Origin of the sequence: Haloglomus irregulare (assembly GCF_007421925.1) — an archaeon.
GTDB classification, from domain to species: Archaea; Halobacteriota; Halobacteria; order Halobacteriales; family Haloarculaceae; genus Haloglomus; species Haloglomus irregulare.
Genome location: NZ_QMDX01000002.1, coordinates 162,540 through 179,653 on the forward strand (window position 1 = coordinate 162,540; position 17,114 = coordinate 179,653).

Genomic DNA, 17,114 nt, shown 5'->3' on the forward strand with positions numbered 1-17,114 from the left:
TGTATGCAACGGCTCGACGGCGAGCGTATCGCCGTGATCGGCGGCGGCTTCGGCGGGCTCTCGACGGCCTGCTACCTGGCCGACGCGGGCGCGGACGTGACCGTACTGGAGAAGAACGAGCAGCTGGGCGGGCGCGCCTCCCGGCTGGAAACGGAGGGGTTCAAGTTCGATATGGGTCCCTCCTGGTATCTGATGCCCGACGTGTTCGAGCGGTTCTTCGGCCACTTCGGCCGGTCGCCCGACGAGTTCTACTCGCTCAGCCGGCTGGACCCCCACTACCGGGTCTTCTTCAAGGACGGCGACCACGTGGACATGGTCCCCGACCTCGACGAGAACGTGGCGACCTTCGAGTCGTACGCCGACGGCGCGGGCGAGACCCTGCGGGAGTACCTCGACACCTCGGAGTACCACTACGAGACCGCGATGGAGCAGTTCGTCTACACGGACCGCACCTCGCTGCGGGACTTCGTGGACCTGGACGTGCTGAAGGCGGCGCCGGTCGGCCTGAAACTGCTCGGGACGATGGACGACTACGTCGCGGACTACTTCGACCACCCCAAGCTCCGGCAGCTGATGCAGTACACGCTCGTCTTCCTGGGCGGCGCGCCCAGCAACACGCCCGCGATGTACAACATCATGAGCCACGTCGACTTCAATCTCGGCGTCTACTACCCCGACGGCGGCATCGGCGCCGTCGTCGACGGCCTGGCCAACCTGGGGGCGGAGCTGGGCGTCGACTACCGGACCGGCGCGCCCGTCGAGGAGATCATCACCCGGCGCGAGGGCTTCGAGCTCCTCGTCGGCGACGCACCCGAGCCGACGCTCCCGACGCGCACGGCGGGCGGAAGCGACGAGGCGACCGCCGCCGACGGTGTGAGTCCGGTCGAGGCGGCCGCGGACGGCGGGGCGACGACGGCCGACGCCGGCCCCCGACGCGAGCGATTCGACTACGTCGTCAGCGACGCCGACTACGCCCACACGGAGCAGGAGCTCCTGCCCGAGCACGAGCGCGGCTACGACGCGGACTACTGGGACTCCCGGACCTACGCTCCCTCGGCGTTCCTGCTCTACATGGGCGTCGAGGGCGACGTGGACCCGCTGGAGCACCACACCCTCGTCCTGCCGACCGACTGGGACGAGCACTTCGAGACCATCTTCGAGGACCCGGCGTGGCCGGACGACCCCGCCTACTACGTCTGCGTTCCCAGCGAGACCGACGAGACGGTCGCGCCGGAGGGCCACAGCAACCTGTTCGTCCTCGTCCCCGTCGCGCCCGACCTGGAGGACGGCCCGGAGACCCGCGAGCGCTACCGGGAACTCGTACTGGACGACCTCGCGGAGAACACCGGCGTCGACCTGCGTGACCGCATCGTCGTCGAGGAGTCGTTCTCCGTCTCCGAGTTCGCCGACCGCTACAACTCCATGCAGGGGACCGCGCTCGGGATGGCCCACACGCTCCGACAGACCGCCTTCCTCCGGCCGCCCCACCGCTCGAAGGAGGTCGACGGGCTCTACTTCACCGGCTCGTACACGACCCCCGGAATCGGCGTCCCGATGTGCCTGGTCAGCGGCCAGCACACCGCGGACTGCGTCATCGAGGACCTGGCTGGCAGCGCGCCCGACCGATAGCCATGGCCGGGTCGGAGTCCGAACCCGGGCGGTTCGCCCTGGACCGCGTCCTCCCGCCGGAGGACACCGCCGTCGGCTACCTGCTGCGGCTCTCGCGGCCCCGGTTCTGGCTCTACCTGGCCGGCCCGGTCATCGTCGGCGTCGCCTACGCGGCCGACTCCGTCAGCGGGCTGTTCGACCCGCTGGGGCTCGCGCTGTTCGGCTACTTCCTGCTCCCCGCGAACGTCTACCTCTACGGCGTCAACGACATCTTCGACGCCGACATCGACGCCGAGAACCCGAAGAAAGAGGGCCGCGAGGTCCGGTATCAGGGCTCCCGGCTGGTTGTCGGGGCCGTCATCGTCTCGGGCCTGCTCGGACTGGCGTTCGTCCCCCTCCTCCCGCTCACCGCCGTCGCCGTACTGGTCCTCTTCGGCCTCCTCGCCACGGAGTACTCCGCGCCACCCCTCCGGTTCAAGACCACGCCGTTCCTCGACTCCGTCTCGAACGGGCTCTACATCCTCCCCGGCGTCATCGCGTACACGGCGCTGGCCGGGCGGCTCCCGCCGCTGGGCGCCATCATCGGCGGCTGGCTCTGGACGATGGGGATGCACACGTTCTCGGCCATCCCCGATATCGAGCCCGACCGCCGGGCCGGCATCCGCACGACGGCGACCTACCTGGGGGAGTTCAATACCTACCTCTACTGCGGGTTGATGTGGCTCGTCGCCGCGATGGCGTTCGTCTACGTCCACCCGTTCTTCACCGTCGTCCTGATGCTGTACCCGCTGCTGGTCTTCGGCATCACATACGCCCGCGTCGACGTCGACGAGGCCTACTGGTGGTACCCCATCATCAACACCCTGGCCGGGATGGTCATCACGATGGGGGGGCTGTACGTGCTGGTCTACGGGAACCCGGTCGGGTTCTGACCACGACGTGGTGCCGGCCACTCCGCGACTACTGCACGAACAACCGCTCGTCACTGGAGCTACGGCGTGAAACCGGTCACAGACGGGTTGTGACACGCATTACGGGGCTACTCGGGGCGAGACCTACTCCCCGCGGATGCCCCACTGCCGGCGCTCGCGGGGTCGCTCGGAGAGGGAGGCCACGTCCAGCGGCTCGTCCTTCGTCTCGATGGCCTCCAGCGCGGCCTTCGCGGAGGGGAGTGTGGAGAAGTAGGTGATGGACTCCTCGACGGCGACCTCCAGCGGTTCGCGCTCGCGGGAGACGACCAGGTCGACCTCGCCGTCGCGGATGGCCTGGCCGAGGTCGTCGAACTGCCGGACGTCGAAGTGGCGCTCGAAGCCCGCGCGGACCTCGCTGACGTCCTCGTCCAGCTGGGAGAGCTCGCGCACGGACTCCAGGTCGACGTGGGCGACGCCCTCGGTGGGGATGGCCTTGCCCGTCGCGGACTGGGACTTGAGGTAGGCCTTACCGAACGAGCGGGCGGTGCCCATGACCTCGCCGGTGGACTTCATCTCCGGACCCAGGCGCGGGTCGCTGCCGGCCAGGCGGTCGAACGGCAGGACGACCTCCTTCACGGAGACGTGCTCGGGCACCATCTCGTGGGCGCGCAGCTCCGCCAGCGAGGAGCCCGCCATCACCTTCGCGGCGAGCTTGGCAATGGGGACGCCGGTGGCCTTCGAGACGAACGGGACCGTGCGCGAGGAGCGCGGGTTCGCCTCCAGCACGAACACTTCACCGTCACGGACCGCGAGCTGGACGTTCAGCAGGCCCACGGTGTCGAGCGCGACCGCGATGTCCTGCGTGACCTCCCGGACCCGCTCGAGCACCTCGTCCGAGAGCGAGCGCGGGGGGATCATGCAGGCCGAATCGCCCGAGTGGACGCCGGCGGTCTCGACGTGCTCCATGATGCCGCCGATGAGCACGTCATCGCCGTCCGCCACGGCGTCCACGTCGAGCTCGACGGCGTCGGCGAGGAACTCGTCGACGAGGATGGGCTTGTCCGGGGAGACGCGCACGGCCTCCTCGATGTACTCCTCCAGTTCGGCGTCGGAGTGGACGACCTCCATCGCGCGCCCGCCCAGCACGTAGGAGGGACGCACCAGAACCGGGTAGCCCAGGTCGCGGGCCAGCTCCAGTGCCTCGGCCTCGCTGACGGCGGTGCCGCCGGCGGGCTGGGCGATGCCCAGGCCGTCCATCAGGCGGTTGAACCGGTCGCGGTCCTCCGCGAGGTCCATCGCCTCGACCGACGTGCCCATGACCTCGCAGTCGAGGTCGCGGCGCTCCAGCTCGTCCTCCAGGGGGGCGCCGATGTTGACGGAGGTCTGCCCGCCGAACTGGACCATCACGCCGTCGGCCTCGGTCTCCGCGACCACGTCGGCCACCTCCTCGGCGGTGATCGGTTCGAAGAAGAGCCCGTCGGAGGTGTCGTAGTCCGTCGACACCGTCTCGGGGTTGTTGTTGACGACGTGGGCGTCGATACCCTGCTCCCGGAGCGCGCGGACGGCGTGGACCGCGCAGTAGTCGAACTCGACGCCCTGGCCGATGCGGATGGGGCCGCCGCCGACCACGACCACGGACTCGGCGTCCCGGTCGACCTGCACCTCGTCGCGGGCGATACCCGAGTACGGGTCACGCGCCGAGTAGTAGTACGGCGTGCTGGCGGCGAACTCGCCGGCGCAGGTGTCGACCTGCTTGAACCGGCGAGCGGTGGCGTCGGCCTCGACCGCCTCGACCGGCCCCTGCTGGGGGTTGGCCTCGGAGGCGAACTCCGGGGCGGTCCCGGCACCGTCGGCCATGGCCGCGGCCTGGTGGTCCGTGAACCCGAGGTCGGCGGCGCCCGCGAACGCCCCGTCCTGGGCGGCGGTCGCGGCCTCGGCGACCTTCCGGAACCGCTCGACGTACCACCGCTTGATGCGGGTCATCCCGACGACCGCCTCGACGGAGTAGCCCCGATCGAACGCCTCGAACATCGCGTACGGCCGGTCCGGCGACGGCCGTTCGAGGTACTGTGTCTCCAGCTCGGCGTCGCTCACGTCCGCCCAGTCGACCGCGGGCTGGTACTCCGAGGAGCGCAGCGCCTTCAGCAGCGACTCCTCGAAGGTGCGGCCGATGGACATCGCCTCGCCCGTCGACTTCATCGCCGTCCCGAGGGTGAAGTCGACGTCGGTGAACTTGTCCTTCGGCCAGCGCGGCACCTTCGTCACGACGTAGTCGATGGCCGGCTCGAAGGCGGCGGTGGTCTCCCCGGTGATCTCGTTCTCGATCTCGTGGAGGCGCTTGCCCAGCGCGACCTTCGCCGTGACGCGGGCGATGGGGTAGCCCGTCGCCTTCGAGGCCAGCGCCGAGGACCGGGAGACGCGGGGGTTCACCTCGACGACGCGGTACTCCCCGCCGGGGGTGCCGTCGTCTCGCCACGCGAACTGGATGTTACAGCCACCCTGGATGCCGAGCTCGCGGATGACCTCCAGCGCCGCGTCGCGCATCTCCTGGTGGCCCTCGTCCGGGATGACCTGGCTCGGGGTGACGACCGTCGACTCCCCGGTGTGGATACCCATGGGGTCCAGGTTCTCCATGTTGCAGATGATGATGCAGGAGTCGTCGGCGTCGCGCATGACCTCGTACTCCAGCTCGACCCAGCCGTCGATGGACTCCGTGATCATCACCTCGCCGTTGCGCGAGAGGCGCAGCCCCTTCCGGACGCGCTCGCGCATCTCCTCCATCCCGTGGATGACGCCGGAGCCGGCGCCGCCCAGGGTGTAGGTCGTCCGCATGATGGCGGGCAGCCCGCCGACGTGGTCGACGGCGTCGTCGATCTCCTCGCCCGACTCGATGGTGACGGAGGCGGGCACGGGCTGGCCGATGGACTCCATCCGCTCGCGGAACAGGTCGCGGTCCTCGGTCGCGTAAATGGTGTCCAGCGGCGTCCCCATGATGTCGACGCCGAACTCCTCGAGGACGCCCTCCTCCGCGAGTTCGGCAGTGACGTTCAGCCCCGTCTGCCCGCCGAGCCCGGCGATGACACCGTCCGGGCGCTCCTCCTCGATGACCTCCGCGATGGCCTCGGTGGTGATGGGCTCGACGTACACCTCGTCGGCCATCTCCGGATCGGTCATGATGGTGGCGGGGTTCGAGTTGACGAGGACGACCCGGGCGCCCTCCTCCTGCAGGGCACGACACGCCTGCGCGCCGGAGTAGTCGAACTCGGCGGCCTGTCCGATCTGAATCGGCCCGCTCCCGATGAGCAGGATGGTCCGGTCCTCGCCGGTTACGTTCATTACCGCGTCGTGGTCCGCACATCGTAATAAGGCCGGCGATGGGCTACGAATCTCGAAACGCAGTTTCGGAATTCGCAAGCCTTACCACGACCGACCGCGCCGGACGAGAGCGATGACGAGCAGCAGCACGCCGGCCAGTGCCGCGAGGGCGCCGAACCCGGGCGCGCCGGATGCCGTCACTGCTACCGTCGTCCCCGGCGGTGGCGCGGTGACCGTCGGGGTCGAAGAAGGTGGCGGAAGTTCGGCCTCCCGTGCGAGGATGCCACCCCCGGTCGCCGGGAACGGCCGGTCGGTGCGACCCTCCACACCCGGGCCGTCGAACTCGCCGTTCCGGTTGCTGTCGTAGACGGCGATGAGCCGGACCCGGCGCTGTGCCGGGTCCTCGTCGGAGCGCACGACCGTCCCGTTCACCCGGACGCGCTCGCCCGCCGGGACCGGGACTGGTTTGAACCCGTCCTCCAGGAAGGGACTCCGGACGACCACGTACCCTGGCGCCGGATACCGGGCGGTGGCGGCGAAGCGGACCTCCGACCCCTCCGGCGCCGACCCGACCCGCCGCGCGGTCACGTTCCGCAGCGTCGCGGGCTCCCCGACGATGACGGGTACGCGACCCGCCACGGTCCCGTCGCGGGAGGCCTCGACGGACAGCTCATCGCCCGCCGACCGGGGCCCGACATCGAACGTGGCATCGAACTCCCCGTCACCCCTGCGGCCGCCGGCCTCCACCCGAACGGTCCGAGTCGCCAGGGTGCGGTCCCCCGCCCGAACCCGCAGCAGTAGCCGCGACCCCGGCGCGAGAACCGTCGACCCCTGAACCACGAACCGGCCCTCCGTCCCGACGACCGCCAGGTCACGCTGTCGGTCGGCCGACTCGTTCCGTACCCGGAGGTCGGCGCTCGGGCCCCGGAGGACCAACTGGCCCTCGTACCGCTCGGGGCTCCCGCCGGGCAGGACGAGCACCGGCTCGAAGTTCCTCCGGACGGTGGCCGACAGCGCCACCGTGTCGTCCCCCTCACCGACTCGTGCCGCGTCGGTCTCGATGACCACGTGGACGGTGTCGTTCGCCGTCGCCGGCAACGTCCGGACGCCGGGGCCAGAGAGCAGGATGCCCCCGTCCCGGTCCGTGTCCTCGCCCACGACTCCCTCCCGTGACCGCGACGCCAGCGTGAACCGGCCGCCGGTCGCGTTCACCGCGCGTTGCAACCGCTCGGTCGGTGTCTCGCCGCTCGCGTTCTCATACGCGTTCGCGAGCTGCTCGGAACGGATCGTCAGCACCGCGACCTCGCCGTCCACGACCCGGACGGCCCCGGTGAGCCGGTCGGCCGCGGCCGCCCGCCGGACAGCCGCCGCGCTCCGGAGGTCGTCGGCCAGCGACGGCGGTCCGCGCCGGGTTTCGATCTCCCCGATTCGGGGGCTGTCGTCCGGTTCGGACGCGTCGAGCCGGAAGAACGTCGACTCGCTCCGGGTTCCGTTCGCGGTCGGCAGGTCGGCACGCACCTCGTAGTCACCGTTGTTGACCGTCCCGTCGCAGCCGCCCTCTGCCGCCAGTCCCCCCCTGTCGAGCAGGAGCCGGACGGACCCCGACGAGGCGTTCACCAGCGTCCGGCTGCGGCTCTCCCGGACGTCGATCCGGAGCTGTTCACAGCTCGGCGGCGTCGGTCCCAGGACGTCGAGGCTGGCGTTGGTCTCGTTCAGCGCCCGGACCAGCCGGTCGGTCCGGTCCGAGCCGTTGGTCTCGGCGTATGCCGCCCCGAGCCGTTCCGATTCGAGGGTCACGACCAGTAGATCGCCGGTCCGGACGTTCCCGGCCGTCTCGAGAGACCCCCTTGCGTGGGCGCGGTCGACGGCCGCGACGCTGTCGAACTCGTCGTACCGGACCGTGTCGCCGGCGAGGGTGGTCAGGTTCCCGGACGGGCCGTGTGGCGTGGCCGCCCCGGTCGTGCTGGCCGTGTCGCCGCCGACGACGGGGGACGCGGGTGCGGCGGCTGCCGGCGGTCCGGCGGCCGCGAGCACAATCGTGACCAGCAACAGGACCGGGAGTGCGCGGCGTGCCCACCGGTCCGTCGACCGGTGGCTCTCGCTGGAGGGCATCGGTCGGCTGGAGCGGTCGGCCCGATAAGTGTCTTTACCCCCGTGGCCGCTGGTGAGGGTGATACGTCGCCCGGCCGTGGCCGCTCACTGTGGCTCGTCCAGCCGGTACCGGTAGGGCCGGTCGCGGATGACCTCCACCTCGCCGGCCTCGGCGCGGCGGCCGAGCACGGTGGCGACGCGGTGGGCGCTGTCGAACTCCTCGCCGTGCGCCTCCAGCAGGTCGAGGATCTCGCGCGCGGTCAGGGGCTGCTCGGCGTCGGCGTCGGCGACGACCGACCTGATCCGCTCGAACTCACCCCGGCGTAAGCGCATGTGCATACACAACACGGCCCCAATCAAAGAACCCCGTCAGACAGATGTCGGACGCGCCGCTGCCGAGAACCGCCGGAGGGCTCGATGACGACGGCGGGTGCCGTCGTCCGACGACTCGCCGGTCGGCCGCCGCCCGTCCCCACCCGCACGACCGAGGGTCCTACCGGTTGTGGTCCCGGCCCGTCCGTCGCGGCGCGTTCACGCCGGCGTGTCGAACTCGTCCTCGAAGTCGCGCTCGTCCCGGTAGGCCTCCACGAACTCGGCCACGTCGAACTGGAGCATCTGCTGCTCGAACTGTGCGGCCGCGGTGCCGTCCTCGGCGTGGCTCAGCGCGTGCTCCATCAGCTCCACCAGCAGCTCCACGACTACCTCGTGGAGCCGCCGGGCGTCGAAGTCCGCCAGCCACACCATCGCGTAGCCGACCGAGCCGTCGTCGCTCGTGTCCGCGCTGACGACCGCCTCGGGGAACTCCTCTAACACCATCCCCATGACGTGGGGCGTGCCGAACTGCCCGAACTCGTCGGCCGTGTCGATCGCGGCCTCCAGGGTCCGCACCAGCTCCTCGGGGACCCACCGCGAGAGCGGGTGGACGTCCATCACGACCGCGTGCGTCTCGCCGCAGTCGCAGGCGTACTCCCGCAGCCCCAGGTCCAGTTCGTGCGGGGTGACCGTCTCGCCACACGGGAGGTCGAGTTCCGTCCCCCGCCCGCCCGGCACGCGTGGTTCGCTCATCCGTTGGGTGCTGTAGGGTGTGTAGCCGGGTAAAGGGGTCGGTCCGGGCGCTCCCGCGCTCGGCCGGTGCCCGACCGGCGCTCAGTCCACCCACGTCATGGCGGCGTCGAGGTCGAGCGGGCAGCGCCCCACGCGATACCCCTCGAAGGTGTCGTCCGGGCGGGCCCGGAACACGACGGTCGGCCGGTGGGCGATGTCGGGCCGCTCGCCGGCAACCTGGTTCCACTCGTCGTCGCGGAAGGAGGAGCAGTCGACGAGCAGCAGGGTCCGGGGGTGGGCGTCGAGCTGGCCGTCGGTCTTGGACCGCCCCGTCTGCCGAACGGCGGCGACCGGGGTGTCGGCACGCTGGCGACGGGTCGGGGGCCGGGGACGGGTCACCTCGACCAGCTGTGAGCCGACGCGGAAGTCGAGGGCGTAACCGCTGTCGAGCTGGACCTCCGGCTCGAAATCGAGCCCGGCGCCGGCCAGTAGCTTGGCCACCGTGAACTCCGACATGGTGGCGGCCATGCGGAACCAGTCCCCGCTCCGCGAGGTGCCGAGCTTGGCGGCCATCGTGTAGCGGTGGGGGGCAAGCGCGCCGGTCGCGAGGAACGCGTCGTAGTACGAGAGCGTCCGCTCGGCGTCGGCGTCCGGGAAGCCGGCGGCGTGCTCGGCGAAGAACTCCCGGGTCGTCTCCCGGCCGTCCTTGGAGAACAGCACTGGGAGGAAGAAGCGAGCCAGATGCTCGTGGCGCGCCAGCCACGGCTCCTCGACCTCCAGCCGGGCGAACAGCTCGTCCTCGACCCACTCGCCGACCGCGGCGGGCGCCTCGTCGAACGTGTACTTGTCCGTCCGCCAGAGGACCTCCGGGGTCTCCGTGTTGCCCAGCCAGTAGGCGTCGGGGGCCCCGTCCGTGTCGTGATGGGTCCAGCAGAACAGCGCGACGTCGCCGTTGTCCATCTCCAGCCGGCAGGTCTCGTAGCCCTCGGGCTCGAACCAGGGGTCCGCGAGCGTGGCGCCGAACCGCCGGTCGAGCGGCTCGTACAACTCCTGTCGGACACGGTCGGTCCCCCAGTGCTCGCGCGACCGGCGGAGGCGGAGTGGCCCTGCCACACGCCTATTAGGCGACCCCGACCCGTAACGGTTCCCGTTCGTCCGACTGGTGCCGGCGGCCCCGAGCGAGCGTCGTCCCCGGGCCGACGGCTGGTGCCGGAGCCCCGGCCGGGGTGTCCTCACCGGTTACCGGCTACGATAGATTCATTAGCACCTGCTCGCAAGCTCGTGCGTAGCTACCATGTCAATGGGTGCCTATGACGAGGACGAGCACGAGCGTCGCGAGGAGAAGTCGACCACGGTGGACACCGACTTCGACGACGAACGGTCGGAGTACCGCGGTTCGGTGGAGTTCGATGCCGGCGACTCGACGGAGGCACTCCTGGACCAGTTCAAGGAGATGAAACAGGACCGCTGACCGGTCCCGCCGCCGGACGACTTCAGACCGTCGGCGTCCGAACCTGTAACAGCACGACCGACAGCCCACAGATGAGTGTGACGGCGCCGACGTGGGCGACCAGCGTCGCCATCAGCACCGGGAAATCCGTGATGAACGGGACCAGCAGCAGCTGGAGCAGCCCGAAGGCGACGGTCTCGACGTCCGCGCGTTGGAAGGCGCGGGCGGTGTCGGGCTCGAACTGGTACCGGGCCGACCGCCACAACGCCGTCACCGATGCCCACCAGTTCGTTCCGATGCGGTAGCAGACGTCCCACAGCACCAGTAGCGTCAAGTAGACGACCAGCACCGGCGGTTCGGGGCCGAACAGGCGCTCGGTCAGCGGCGTCCCGCCGCCCGCGGGGTCGAAGACGAACAGGTGGGTGATGAGCGCGATGTACGCGAGCACCGCGAGCACGACCTCAACGCTGGAGCCGAAGAGGAGCCGCCGGTAGGACTCGGGGACGGGCACCGCGCGGGTGAGGGTGCTGATGCGGAGCATCTCCGCGCTCCCGACGGCGGCGACGAAGACGGCCGCGGTCCCCGCGATGGCGGCGGACCACAGCCCGTAGTAGGCCGCCAGCAGCAACACGCCGATCTCGAAGATGGCGAGCTGGATGGCGATGGCGACCGGCTGCGAGAGCTCGACGCCCGGCAGGGCCGAGATGATGCTCTCGTACACCCAGGTCTCGCCGAACTCCGGCTGCCGGGTAGGCGTCGGCGACGCCATCAGCTGTCACCCCTCGGGTCGGGGGGGTCGCCGCCGTCGGCCTCCACCCGCCGCGGTGACTCGACCGGTGCCGTCTCGGCGGGTGAGAGCGCCCGGAGTACCGCCGTCCTGAACGACGTCCGGTCGACCGGGACCAGCGACTCGATGCGCCGGTCCGTGACCACCACCGGGTTCCGCAGCCCCTTCACCAGCGGCACCGCCACCTCCGTCGGCACGTCGGTGACCAGCCCGAGCCAGCGCGAGGAGAGCCCGGGCGAGAGGATCGGCGCCGGGAGGATCGTCGGCTCCCGACGGCCCGACAGCCGCGCGGTTTCCAGCAGCATCGTCTCGTAGGTCAGCACCTCCGGGCCGCCGATCTCGAACGTCCCACCCCGCGTCGCCGGCGCGTCGAGCACGCCGACGAGGTAGGCCACCACGTCGTCGATGGCGATGGGCTGGCAGGGAGTCCGGACCCACCGCGGCGTGATCATCACGGGGAGCCGCGAGACGAGCTGCAGGATGAGGTCGAAGGAGAGCGAGCCGTCCCCGATGATGACGGCCGCCCGGAGCGTCGTCAGATCGTACTCGCCCCCGCCGAGCACCCGCTCGACCTCGCGGCGCGACTCGAGGTGCTCGGAGAGCTCGTCGCCGTCGTCGCCCAGGCCGCCCAGGTAGACCACGCGGTCGACGCCCGCGGCGTCCGCCGCGTCGCCGAAGTTCCGCGCTGCCCGGCGGTCGCGCTCGGCGAAGTCCCCGCCGGACCCCATCGAGTGGACCAGGTAGTACGCCGCGTCGACCCCCTCCATCGCGTCCTCCCAGCCCGGCTCCAGCAGATCGCCCGTCGCCACCTCGACGCCCGGCGGGGCGTCGTACCGCTCGGGGTCCCGGACCAGTGCCACGACCTCGTGCCCGGCCCGGAGCAGCGCCGGCACCAGTCGCCCGCCGACGAACCCGGTCGCCCCCGTGACGAGTACGCGCATACCGGGACAAGGCGGCGGATTCTGATAAGTGTGCGTCCCGTCCGCGAGCGCGGTCGACCGGTGTGCCCGGGGTCACCGCGTCCCCGATAAGTTATGAAGACTATTCTCGAAGGTTCGAAGGAAGTTCCGAAGCGGTTCGGTTGCGGTTCCCCGGCGGTTCGGTCGCGGTTCTCCGGACGGTATCGGAGCAAGATTTTAGTCACGATTGCTCGTAGCGTACTGTGGAGGTGGAACGAGAACATGTCTCAGAGTGCCCGCAGTGTCGGTCTCCGTGGACTGACCCGGTACGACCTCGTGCTCCTGCTCATCCCGCTTACTTTCCTGGTCGCGACGGCCGCGGGGGTCTCACTCGACGCTCCACCCCACGTCGTCACGGCCGTGGGCGGGGTCGCCAGCGCCCTCGTCCTGGTTGACGCCCTGTTCCGGAACCCGCCGCTGAGCGCCTGAGGCCACTCGCCGGGCGTTTCGAGTCTGTCGTCCGGGTTCCTCACCCGAGTCCCGCGTACGTCCCGAGACGCGCGGATATCCACGAAACCGCGTCCGTTACGCGGTTCCTGGCGCCCCGGTCAGGTCGACGGTCGTCGTCCGCGACCAGTCCGTCTCGTTCAGCACGACCGCGCGGCCGGCGCCGAAGACGAACAGGTGGTCGCCGACGTAGCGGGCGCGCCGGGGGTCGTCGACGGCGACGCGGCGTTCGGTCGCGAGGTCGTCGGTCGAGAGGACGTAGCCGCCCGCCGGCGTCGGGAGGAAGGCGACGTCGTGGCGCGGGTCGTGGGTGAACGCGTGGTGGGTCCGGGAGACGGCCGACCACCGGGCGTCGAGCAGCCGCGACGTTTCGACCCGCGGCTCGGCCGGGTCCGAGACGTCGAAGACGACGGCCTTCACCCGGCCGCCCTCCTCGCCGATACCGAGGACACGGTCCTCGCCGAGCGGGTGGAGATACGAGGAGTAGCCCGGGAGCTTCACCGCACCCTCCTCGGTCGGACTCGAAGGATTCGAGAGGTCCAGCACGTGGAGCGGGTCGACCTGTCGGAAGGTGACGACGTAACCGCGGTCGCCGTCGAACCGGACGCCGTAGACGCGCTGACCGGGGCTCATCCCGGTGACGGCGCCGGTCCGTTCGAGCGTCGCCGCGTCGAGGACGTACGCGTCGTTGGCGCTCTGGACGCGGGGGAGTCGCTCGCCGACCGTGGTCGCGACCCGGAGGTGGCCCTCGTGCACGTCGAAGGAGAACTGGTTCAGCACCTCGCCGGGGACCGACCCGGTCGCCGTCGCGTCGAGGTCGTCGACGGGGAACCGGACGATATGTGTGGTCGTGGCGTCGCGCCGGTTGTCACGGAGGTACGACTGCCAGCCCTCCCGCAGTCGCTCGGCGGCGCGCTCGCGCTCGGCGGGGGCCAGCGTACCGAGCCAGCCACGGACGGTCGCCTCGACCTCCTCGCGCTCGGCCGCCGGCGAGAGGTCGTAACCCCGGACCGTCCGCAGCCGCTCGCGGACGTCCGCCGGGAGGACCTCGCTGTCGAGCAGGTAGTCGGTCCGGAGCGCCGCCCGGCGCTCGGTCGTCGTGTAGGTCGCGTAGACGGCGTCGGGCGAGACGTGGACCGTGGCGTCACGGCTCCCGAGGAACGTCGTCCGCTCCCGCACCGCGCCGTCGGTCGCGCTCAGCGAGAGCACGGAGTAGCTCACGTCGGCGGCCACCGGCCGGTCCGGGTGGCGGACCTCTGTGCACGGAACGGAGACGTCCCCGAGCGGCTGCACCTGGCAGGACTCGCCCCGCGCGGGGAGGTCGTTCGCCACGACGAGCAGCACCCGTCCGTCGGCCAGCCGCGCCGAGACGATGCGCCCCTTGACCTCCCGCTCCCAGGTCGCCGCCGGCGCGTCGGGGTCGGAGACGTCGTACCCGGTCAGCGTCCGCGCGGGCGCTGCCGACGCTTCGTCGTCGCCGTCGCTCAGCACCGCGTCCGCGGCCGCGCCGATCGCCGAAACGGTCCCGCCGACGGGGTCCGGCCGCGGCTCGGGCCGTGGCTCGACCGGCCGCCGCACGCGCTGTCGGTCCGGCAGCATCACCACGCGGCCGTCCCCGACCAGCATCCGGCCGCTCCGGTTCAGGACCGCGGTCACGGTCGCGTCGGCGGGCGGCGTCGCGGCGACCACGCTCGTCCCGCCGTCGCCGCGACGAGGGGCCCGCTGGACGTAGAACCGGTCGCCCACCGTCTTGACGACGTCCGGCTCGTCCACGCCCGTCACCTGCACGGTGGTCGTGCCGACCCGGGGCGACGCCGACCCGCCGGCGGCTCCGTCCCCGCCCTCGGCGCTCGCGCCCGCGTCGAGGGAGACGTCCGTGGCGGCCGTCTCCACCGGCGTCGCGGTCGTGCGGACCGGTCGCCGGCGTTCGACTGGCCCGCCGTGACCGGCGCCGGAGACGCGCTGTGCCCGGGAGACGTACGCGCGGAACGACTCCGTGGAGTCTGAGGTGGTGAGCCCCAGCGCCGCCTCGCTCCCGGCCGTCGACCCGTTCGCCGCCGAGGCGGGCGCGAGGCCGTCGCCGGTACCATCCCCCGGTGTTGCACCCTGGTCCGCGAGGGTGATGGCCCCGGTTATCGAGGCCCCGAGTACCAGCACGACCAGTCCGACCGTTCGCGGTAGCATGGCCGGCCGTATGCAGTACGAGAGCCAGTCCGTTGTGTAATATCAAAGACGCCTTTGAGCGACCCCGCCGCGACGGGTGCGACAGCGGTTTGGCGTCCCCGTCCCGAGTCCGGGCATGGCACGTGAGCCGTGCGACGGCTGTGGCCGGTCGCTCTCGATCGCCGGCGGCGTGGCGAACATCTGGTCGCCGGACGGGGACCGCACGGAGGGGCTCACGCTGGAGCTGAGCGACGGCTCCGAGCACTTCCTCTGCTACGACTGCATCGAGGAGCTCCCCGAGGACCGCGAGCCGACCGCCGCGGACGTGGCGGCGCTCCCCGAGCGGGACGCGTAGCCGGAACGGCCACGAAGGGGGGCACCCGGGCGAGTGACGCGACCGTCACGGCGCGTCGTCGGTCCGTGGCGCCGGTGACCGTCGGTCGTCCCCTCGGTGGGTTCCCACGACGCGGGGTCGCCGGGTCCGGTGCGGTTATGCCCGCCGAACCGGTGGAGGGGATGTGGACCCCGCCCGAATCGACGCCGAGTTCCCCGCTCCCTCCTACCGGGGCGCACAGGAGGCCGCCCTCGACCGCATCCGGGAGGCGTTCGAGGCCGGGAACGACGTAGTGCTGGTGCGTGCGCCGACGGGGAGCGGCAAGTCCCTGCTCGCGCGGGCCATCGCGGGCTGTGCGCGCCGGGCCGGGGAGGCCGAACCCCACCAGCCCGTCGGGGCCTACTACACGACGCCGCAGGTCTCCCAGCTGGACGACGTGGCGGCCGACTCGCTGCTCGACGACCTGAGCATCATCCGCGGGAAGTCCAACTACGACTGCATCCTCCCGGGGGAGTCGAACACACCCGTCGACGAGGCGCCCTGTGCCCGCGAGCGCGGGTTCGACTGTCCGGTCGAGCACCGCTGTCCCTACTTCTCCGACCGGGCCATCGCCTCGAACCGCTCCATCGCGGCGATGACGCTGGCGTACTTCATGCGGACCGCCGGCAGCGACGTCTTCGGCCGTCGCGACGTGGTCGTGGTCGACGAGGCCCACGGCCTCGCGGAGTGGGCCGAGATGTACGCCACCATCGAGCTGACTCCGGGTCGGGTGCCGACGGCGGTCTGGGAGACGACGCCGCCGCCGGCCGTCAACGGCCTCCGGGACGCCACGGCGTACGCCGAACGGCTGGCGGCCGCGTCCGACCGCCGACTGACCGAGCTGCGGGCGAAGGCCGAGCTCGAGCGCGAGGAGGTCGCCGAGCGCGACCGGCTGACCGAGCTCATCCGCGAACTCGGCTGGTTCGTCGAGGACCTCCGGGACGAGGACTCGACGACGACGTGGGTGGTCGACCAGCCCGATGGCGCGGGCACCGCGGTCGTAATCAAGCCGATGGACCCCGCGCGCTACCTCCACCACACCGTCTGGGACCGAGGGGCGCGGTTCGCGCTCCTCTCGGCCACCATCCTCGACAAGGCGGCCTTCTGTCGGGCGAGCGGCCTGAACCCGGCCGACGTCGCGCTCGTTGATGTCCCCCACACCTTCCCGGTCGAGCGCCGGCCGCTGTACGACACGACCCGGGGGAAGATGACGTACGAGCACCGCGACGAGACCGTCCCGGAGGTCGCCCGACTCATCGTCCGGCTGATGGCCAACCACCCCGACGAGAAGGGGCTGGTCCACGCCCACTCCTACGCCATCGCCGAGCGTCTGCGCGACCACCTCGACAGGTTCGGGGTCGGAAGCAGGGTCCGGAGTCACGACTCCGAGAGCCGGGACGCCGCCCTCTCGGCGTGGAAACGCTCCTCGGGCGCGGACGTGTTCGTCTCGGTCAGGATGGAGGAGGCGCTGGACCTGGAGGGCGACCGCTGTCGGTGGCAGGTGCTCTGCAAGGCGCCGTACCCGAACACGCGTGACTCGCGGGTCGCGCGCAGACTGGCGGACGACCAGTGGGGCTGGTACTACCGCTCGGCGCTGCGGACCGTCATCCAGGCGTGCGGGCGCGTCGTCCGCGCGCCCGACGATTACGGGGCGACCTACCTCGCGGACTCGAGCCTGCTGGACCTGTTCGAGCGCGCCCGCCACGACATGCCGGACTGGTTCGCTGACCAGGTCGACCGACTGTCGACGCCGGATCTGCCCGCGTTCGACCCGGACGCGGCACTCGGCGGGGACCACTCGGATGATCCCGGCGGAGGTGGGGGCGCTGGCGGCCGGTCCGACCGGGGCGGCTCCTCGTCGGGGCGGTTCGACCGGTCCGGGTCCGACACCCAGGACCCCTCCGACCACCCGCTCTCGGACGTCTGGGGGGAGTGAGGACGAGTGGCCGCGTGGAGCGGGAGGCAA

At 71.3% G+C, this 17,114-nt stretch carries 14 protein-coding genes; 6 read left to right on the forward strand and 8 right to left on the reverse strand.

Annotated features, from left to right (window positions below; genetic code table 11):
* The first annotated feature begins 3 nt into the window (after nucleotides 1–3).
* Nucleotides 4–1,629 carry a phytoene desaturase family protein gene (locus DP107_RS04615; RefSeq protein ID WP_144260978.1) on the forward strand — a complete coding sequence of 542 codons (1,626 nt, stop codon included), beginning with the start codon at nucleotides 4–6 and terminating at the stop codon, nucleotides 1,627–1,629.
* A gap of 2 nt (nucleotides 1,630–1,631) precedes the next feature.
* Complete coding sequence (locus DP107_RS04620) at nucleotides 1,632–2,540, forward strand: prenyltransferase (RefSeq protein WP_144260979.1); 909 nt, start codon at nucleotides 1,632–1,634, stop codon at nucleotides 2,538–2,540.
* 123 nt (nucleotides 2,541–2,663) lie between these two features.
* On the opposite strand, the gene carB is transcribed toward DP107_RS04620, so the two are convergent.
* From carB to DP107_RS04645, 5 genes are all read right to left on the reverse strand, one after another.
* Nucleotides 2,664–5,855 carry a carbamoyl-phosphate synthase large subunit gene (gene carB, locus DP107_RS04625; protein ID WP_144260980.1) on the reverse strand — a complete coding sequence of 1,064 codons (3,192 nt, stop codon included), beginning with the start codon at nucleotides 5,853–5,855 and terminating at the stop codon, nucleotides 2,664–2,666.
* Nucleotides 5,856–5,936: 81 nt separating this feature from the next.
* On the reverse strand, nucleotides 5,937–7,946 hold the full coding sequence (locus DP107_RS04630) for a hypothetical protein (RefSeq protein WP_144260981.1): 2,010 nt from the start codon (nucleotides 7,944–7,946) through the stop codon (nucleotides 5,937–5,939).
* 84 nt (nucleotides 7,947–8,030) lie between these two features.
* A complete protein-coding gene (locus DP107_RS04635) occupies nucleotides 8,031–8,258 on the reverse strand; it encodes a hypothetical protein (protein ID WP_144260982.1) in 228 nt (75 codons plus the stop codon).
* A 198-nt stretch (nucleotides 8,259–8,456) separates the two neighbouring features.
* On the reverse strand, nucleotides 8,457–8,990 hold the full coding sequence (locus tag DP107_RS04640; protein WP_144260983.1) for a DUF5815 family protein: 534 nt from the start codon (nucleotides 8,988–8,990) through the stop codon (nucleotides 8,457–8,459).
* Nucleotides 8,991–9,071: 81 nt separating this feature from the next.
* Nucleotides 9,072–10,082, reverse strand: a complete 1,011-nt coding sequence (locus DP107_RS04645) for a DUF5784 family protein (RefSeq protein ID WP_144260984.1) — start codon at nucleotides 10,080–10,082, stop codon at nucleotides 9,072–9,074.
* A 181-nt stretch (nucleotides 10,083–10,263) separates the two neighbouring features.
* Between DP107_RS04645 and DP107_RS19845 the strand changes: the two genes are divergently transcribed.
* A complete protein-coding gene (locus tag DP107_RS19845; RefSeq protein WP_238330776.1) occupies nucleotides 10,264–10,440 on the forward strand; it encodes a DUF5786 family protein in 177 nt (58 codons plus the stop codon).
* Nucleotides 10,441–10,462: 22 nt separating this feature from the next.
* Here DP107_RS19845 and DP107_RS04650 read toward each other — a convergent pair whose 3' ends face one another.
* Together DP107_RS04650 and DP107_RS04655 are read right to left on the reverse strand one after the other, a co-directional pair.
* A complete protein-coding gene (locus DP107_RS04650; protein WP_144260985.1) occupies nucleotides 10,463–11,188 on the reverse strand; it encodes a DUF7530 family protein in 726 nt (241 codons plus the stop codon).
* Nucleotides 11,188–12,147 (reverse strand): NAD(P)H-binding protein, encoded by a 960-nt coding sequence (locus tag DP107_RS04655; protein WP_144260986.1) that lies wholly within the window; start codon nucleotides 12,145–12,147, stop codon nucleotides 11,188–11,190. Before DP107_RS04655 ends, DP107_RS04650 begins: the two co-directional genes overlap by 1 nt.
* A 240-nt stretch (nucleotides 12,148–12,387) precedes the next feature.
* Here DP107_RS04655 and DP107_RS04660 point away from each other — a divergent pair, with 240 nt between their 5' ends.
* Nucleotides 12,388–12,594: a hypothetical protein gene (locus tag DP107_RS04660; RefSeq protein WP_144260987.1), complete on the forward strand. Its 207-nt coding sequence runs from the start codon at nucleotides 12,388–12,390 to the stop codon at nucleotides 12,592–12,594.
* 96 nt (nucleotides 12,595–12,690) lie between these two features.
* Here DP107_RS04660 and DP107_RS04665 read toward each other — a convergent pair whose 3' ends face one another.
* The gene (locus DP107_RS04665; protein WP_144260988.1) at nucleotides 12,691–14,796 is read right to left on the reverse strand and encodes a beta-propeller domain-containing protein; all 2,106 of its coding nucleotides are present in this window, start codon (nucleotides 14,794–14,796) and stop codon (nucleotides 12,691–12,693) included.
* 115 nt (nucleotides 14,797–14,911) lie between these two features.
* Here DP107_RS04665 and DP107_RS04670 point away from each other — a divergent pair, with 115 nt between their 5' ends.
* A complete protein-coding gene (locus tag DP107_RS04670) occupies nucleotides 14,912–15,130 on the forward strand; it encodes a DUF7561 family protein (protein ID WP_144260989.1) in 219 nt (72 codons plus the stop codon).
* 163 nt (nucleotides 15,131–15,293) lie between these two features.
* Nucleotides 15,294–17,084, forward strand: coding sequence for a helicase C-terminal domain-containing protein (locus tag DP107_RS04675; RefSeq protein ID WP_144260990.1), 1,791 nt, complete (start codon nucleotides 15,294–15,296; stop codon nucleotides 17,082–17,084).
* Nucleotides 17,085–17,114: the final 30 nt, after the last annotated feature.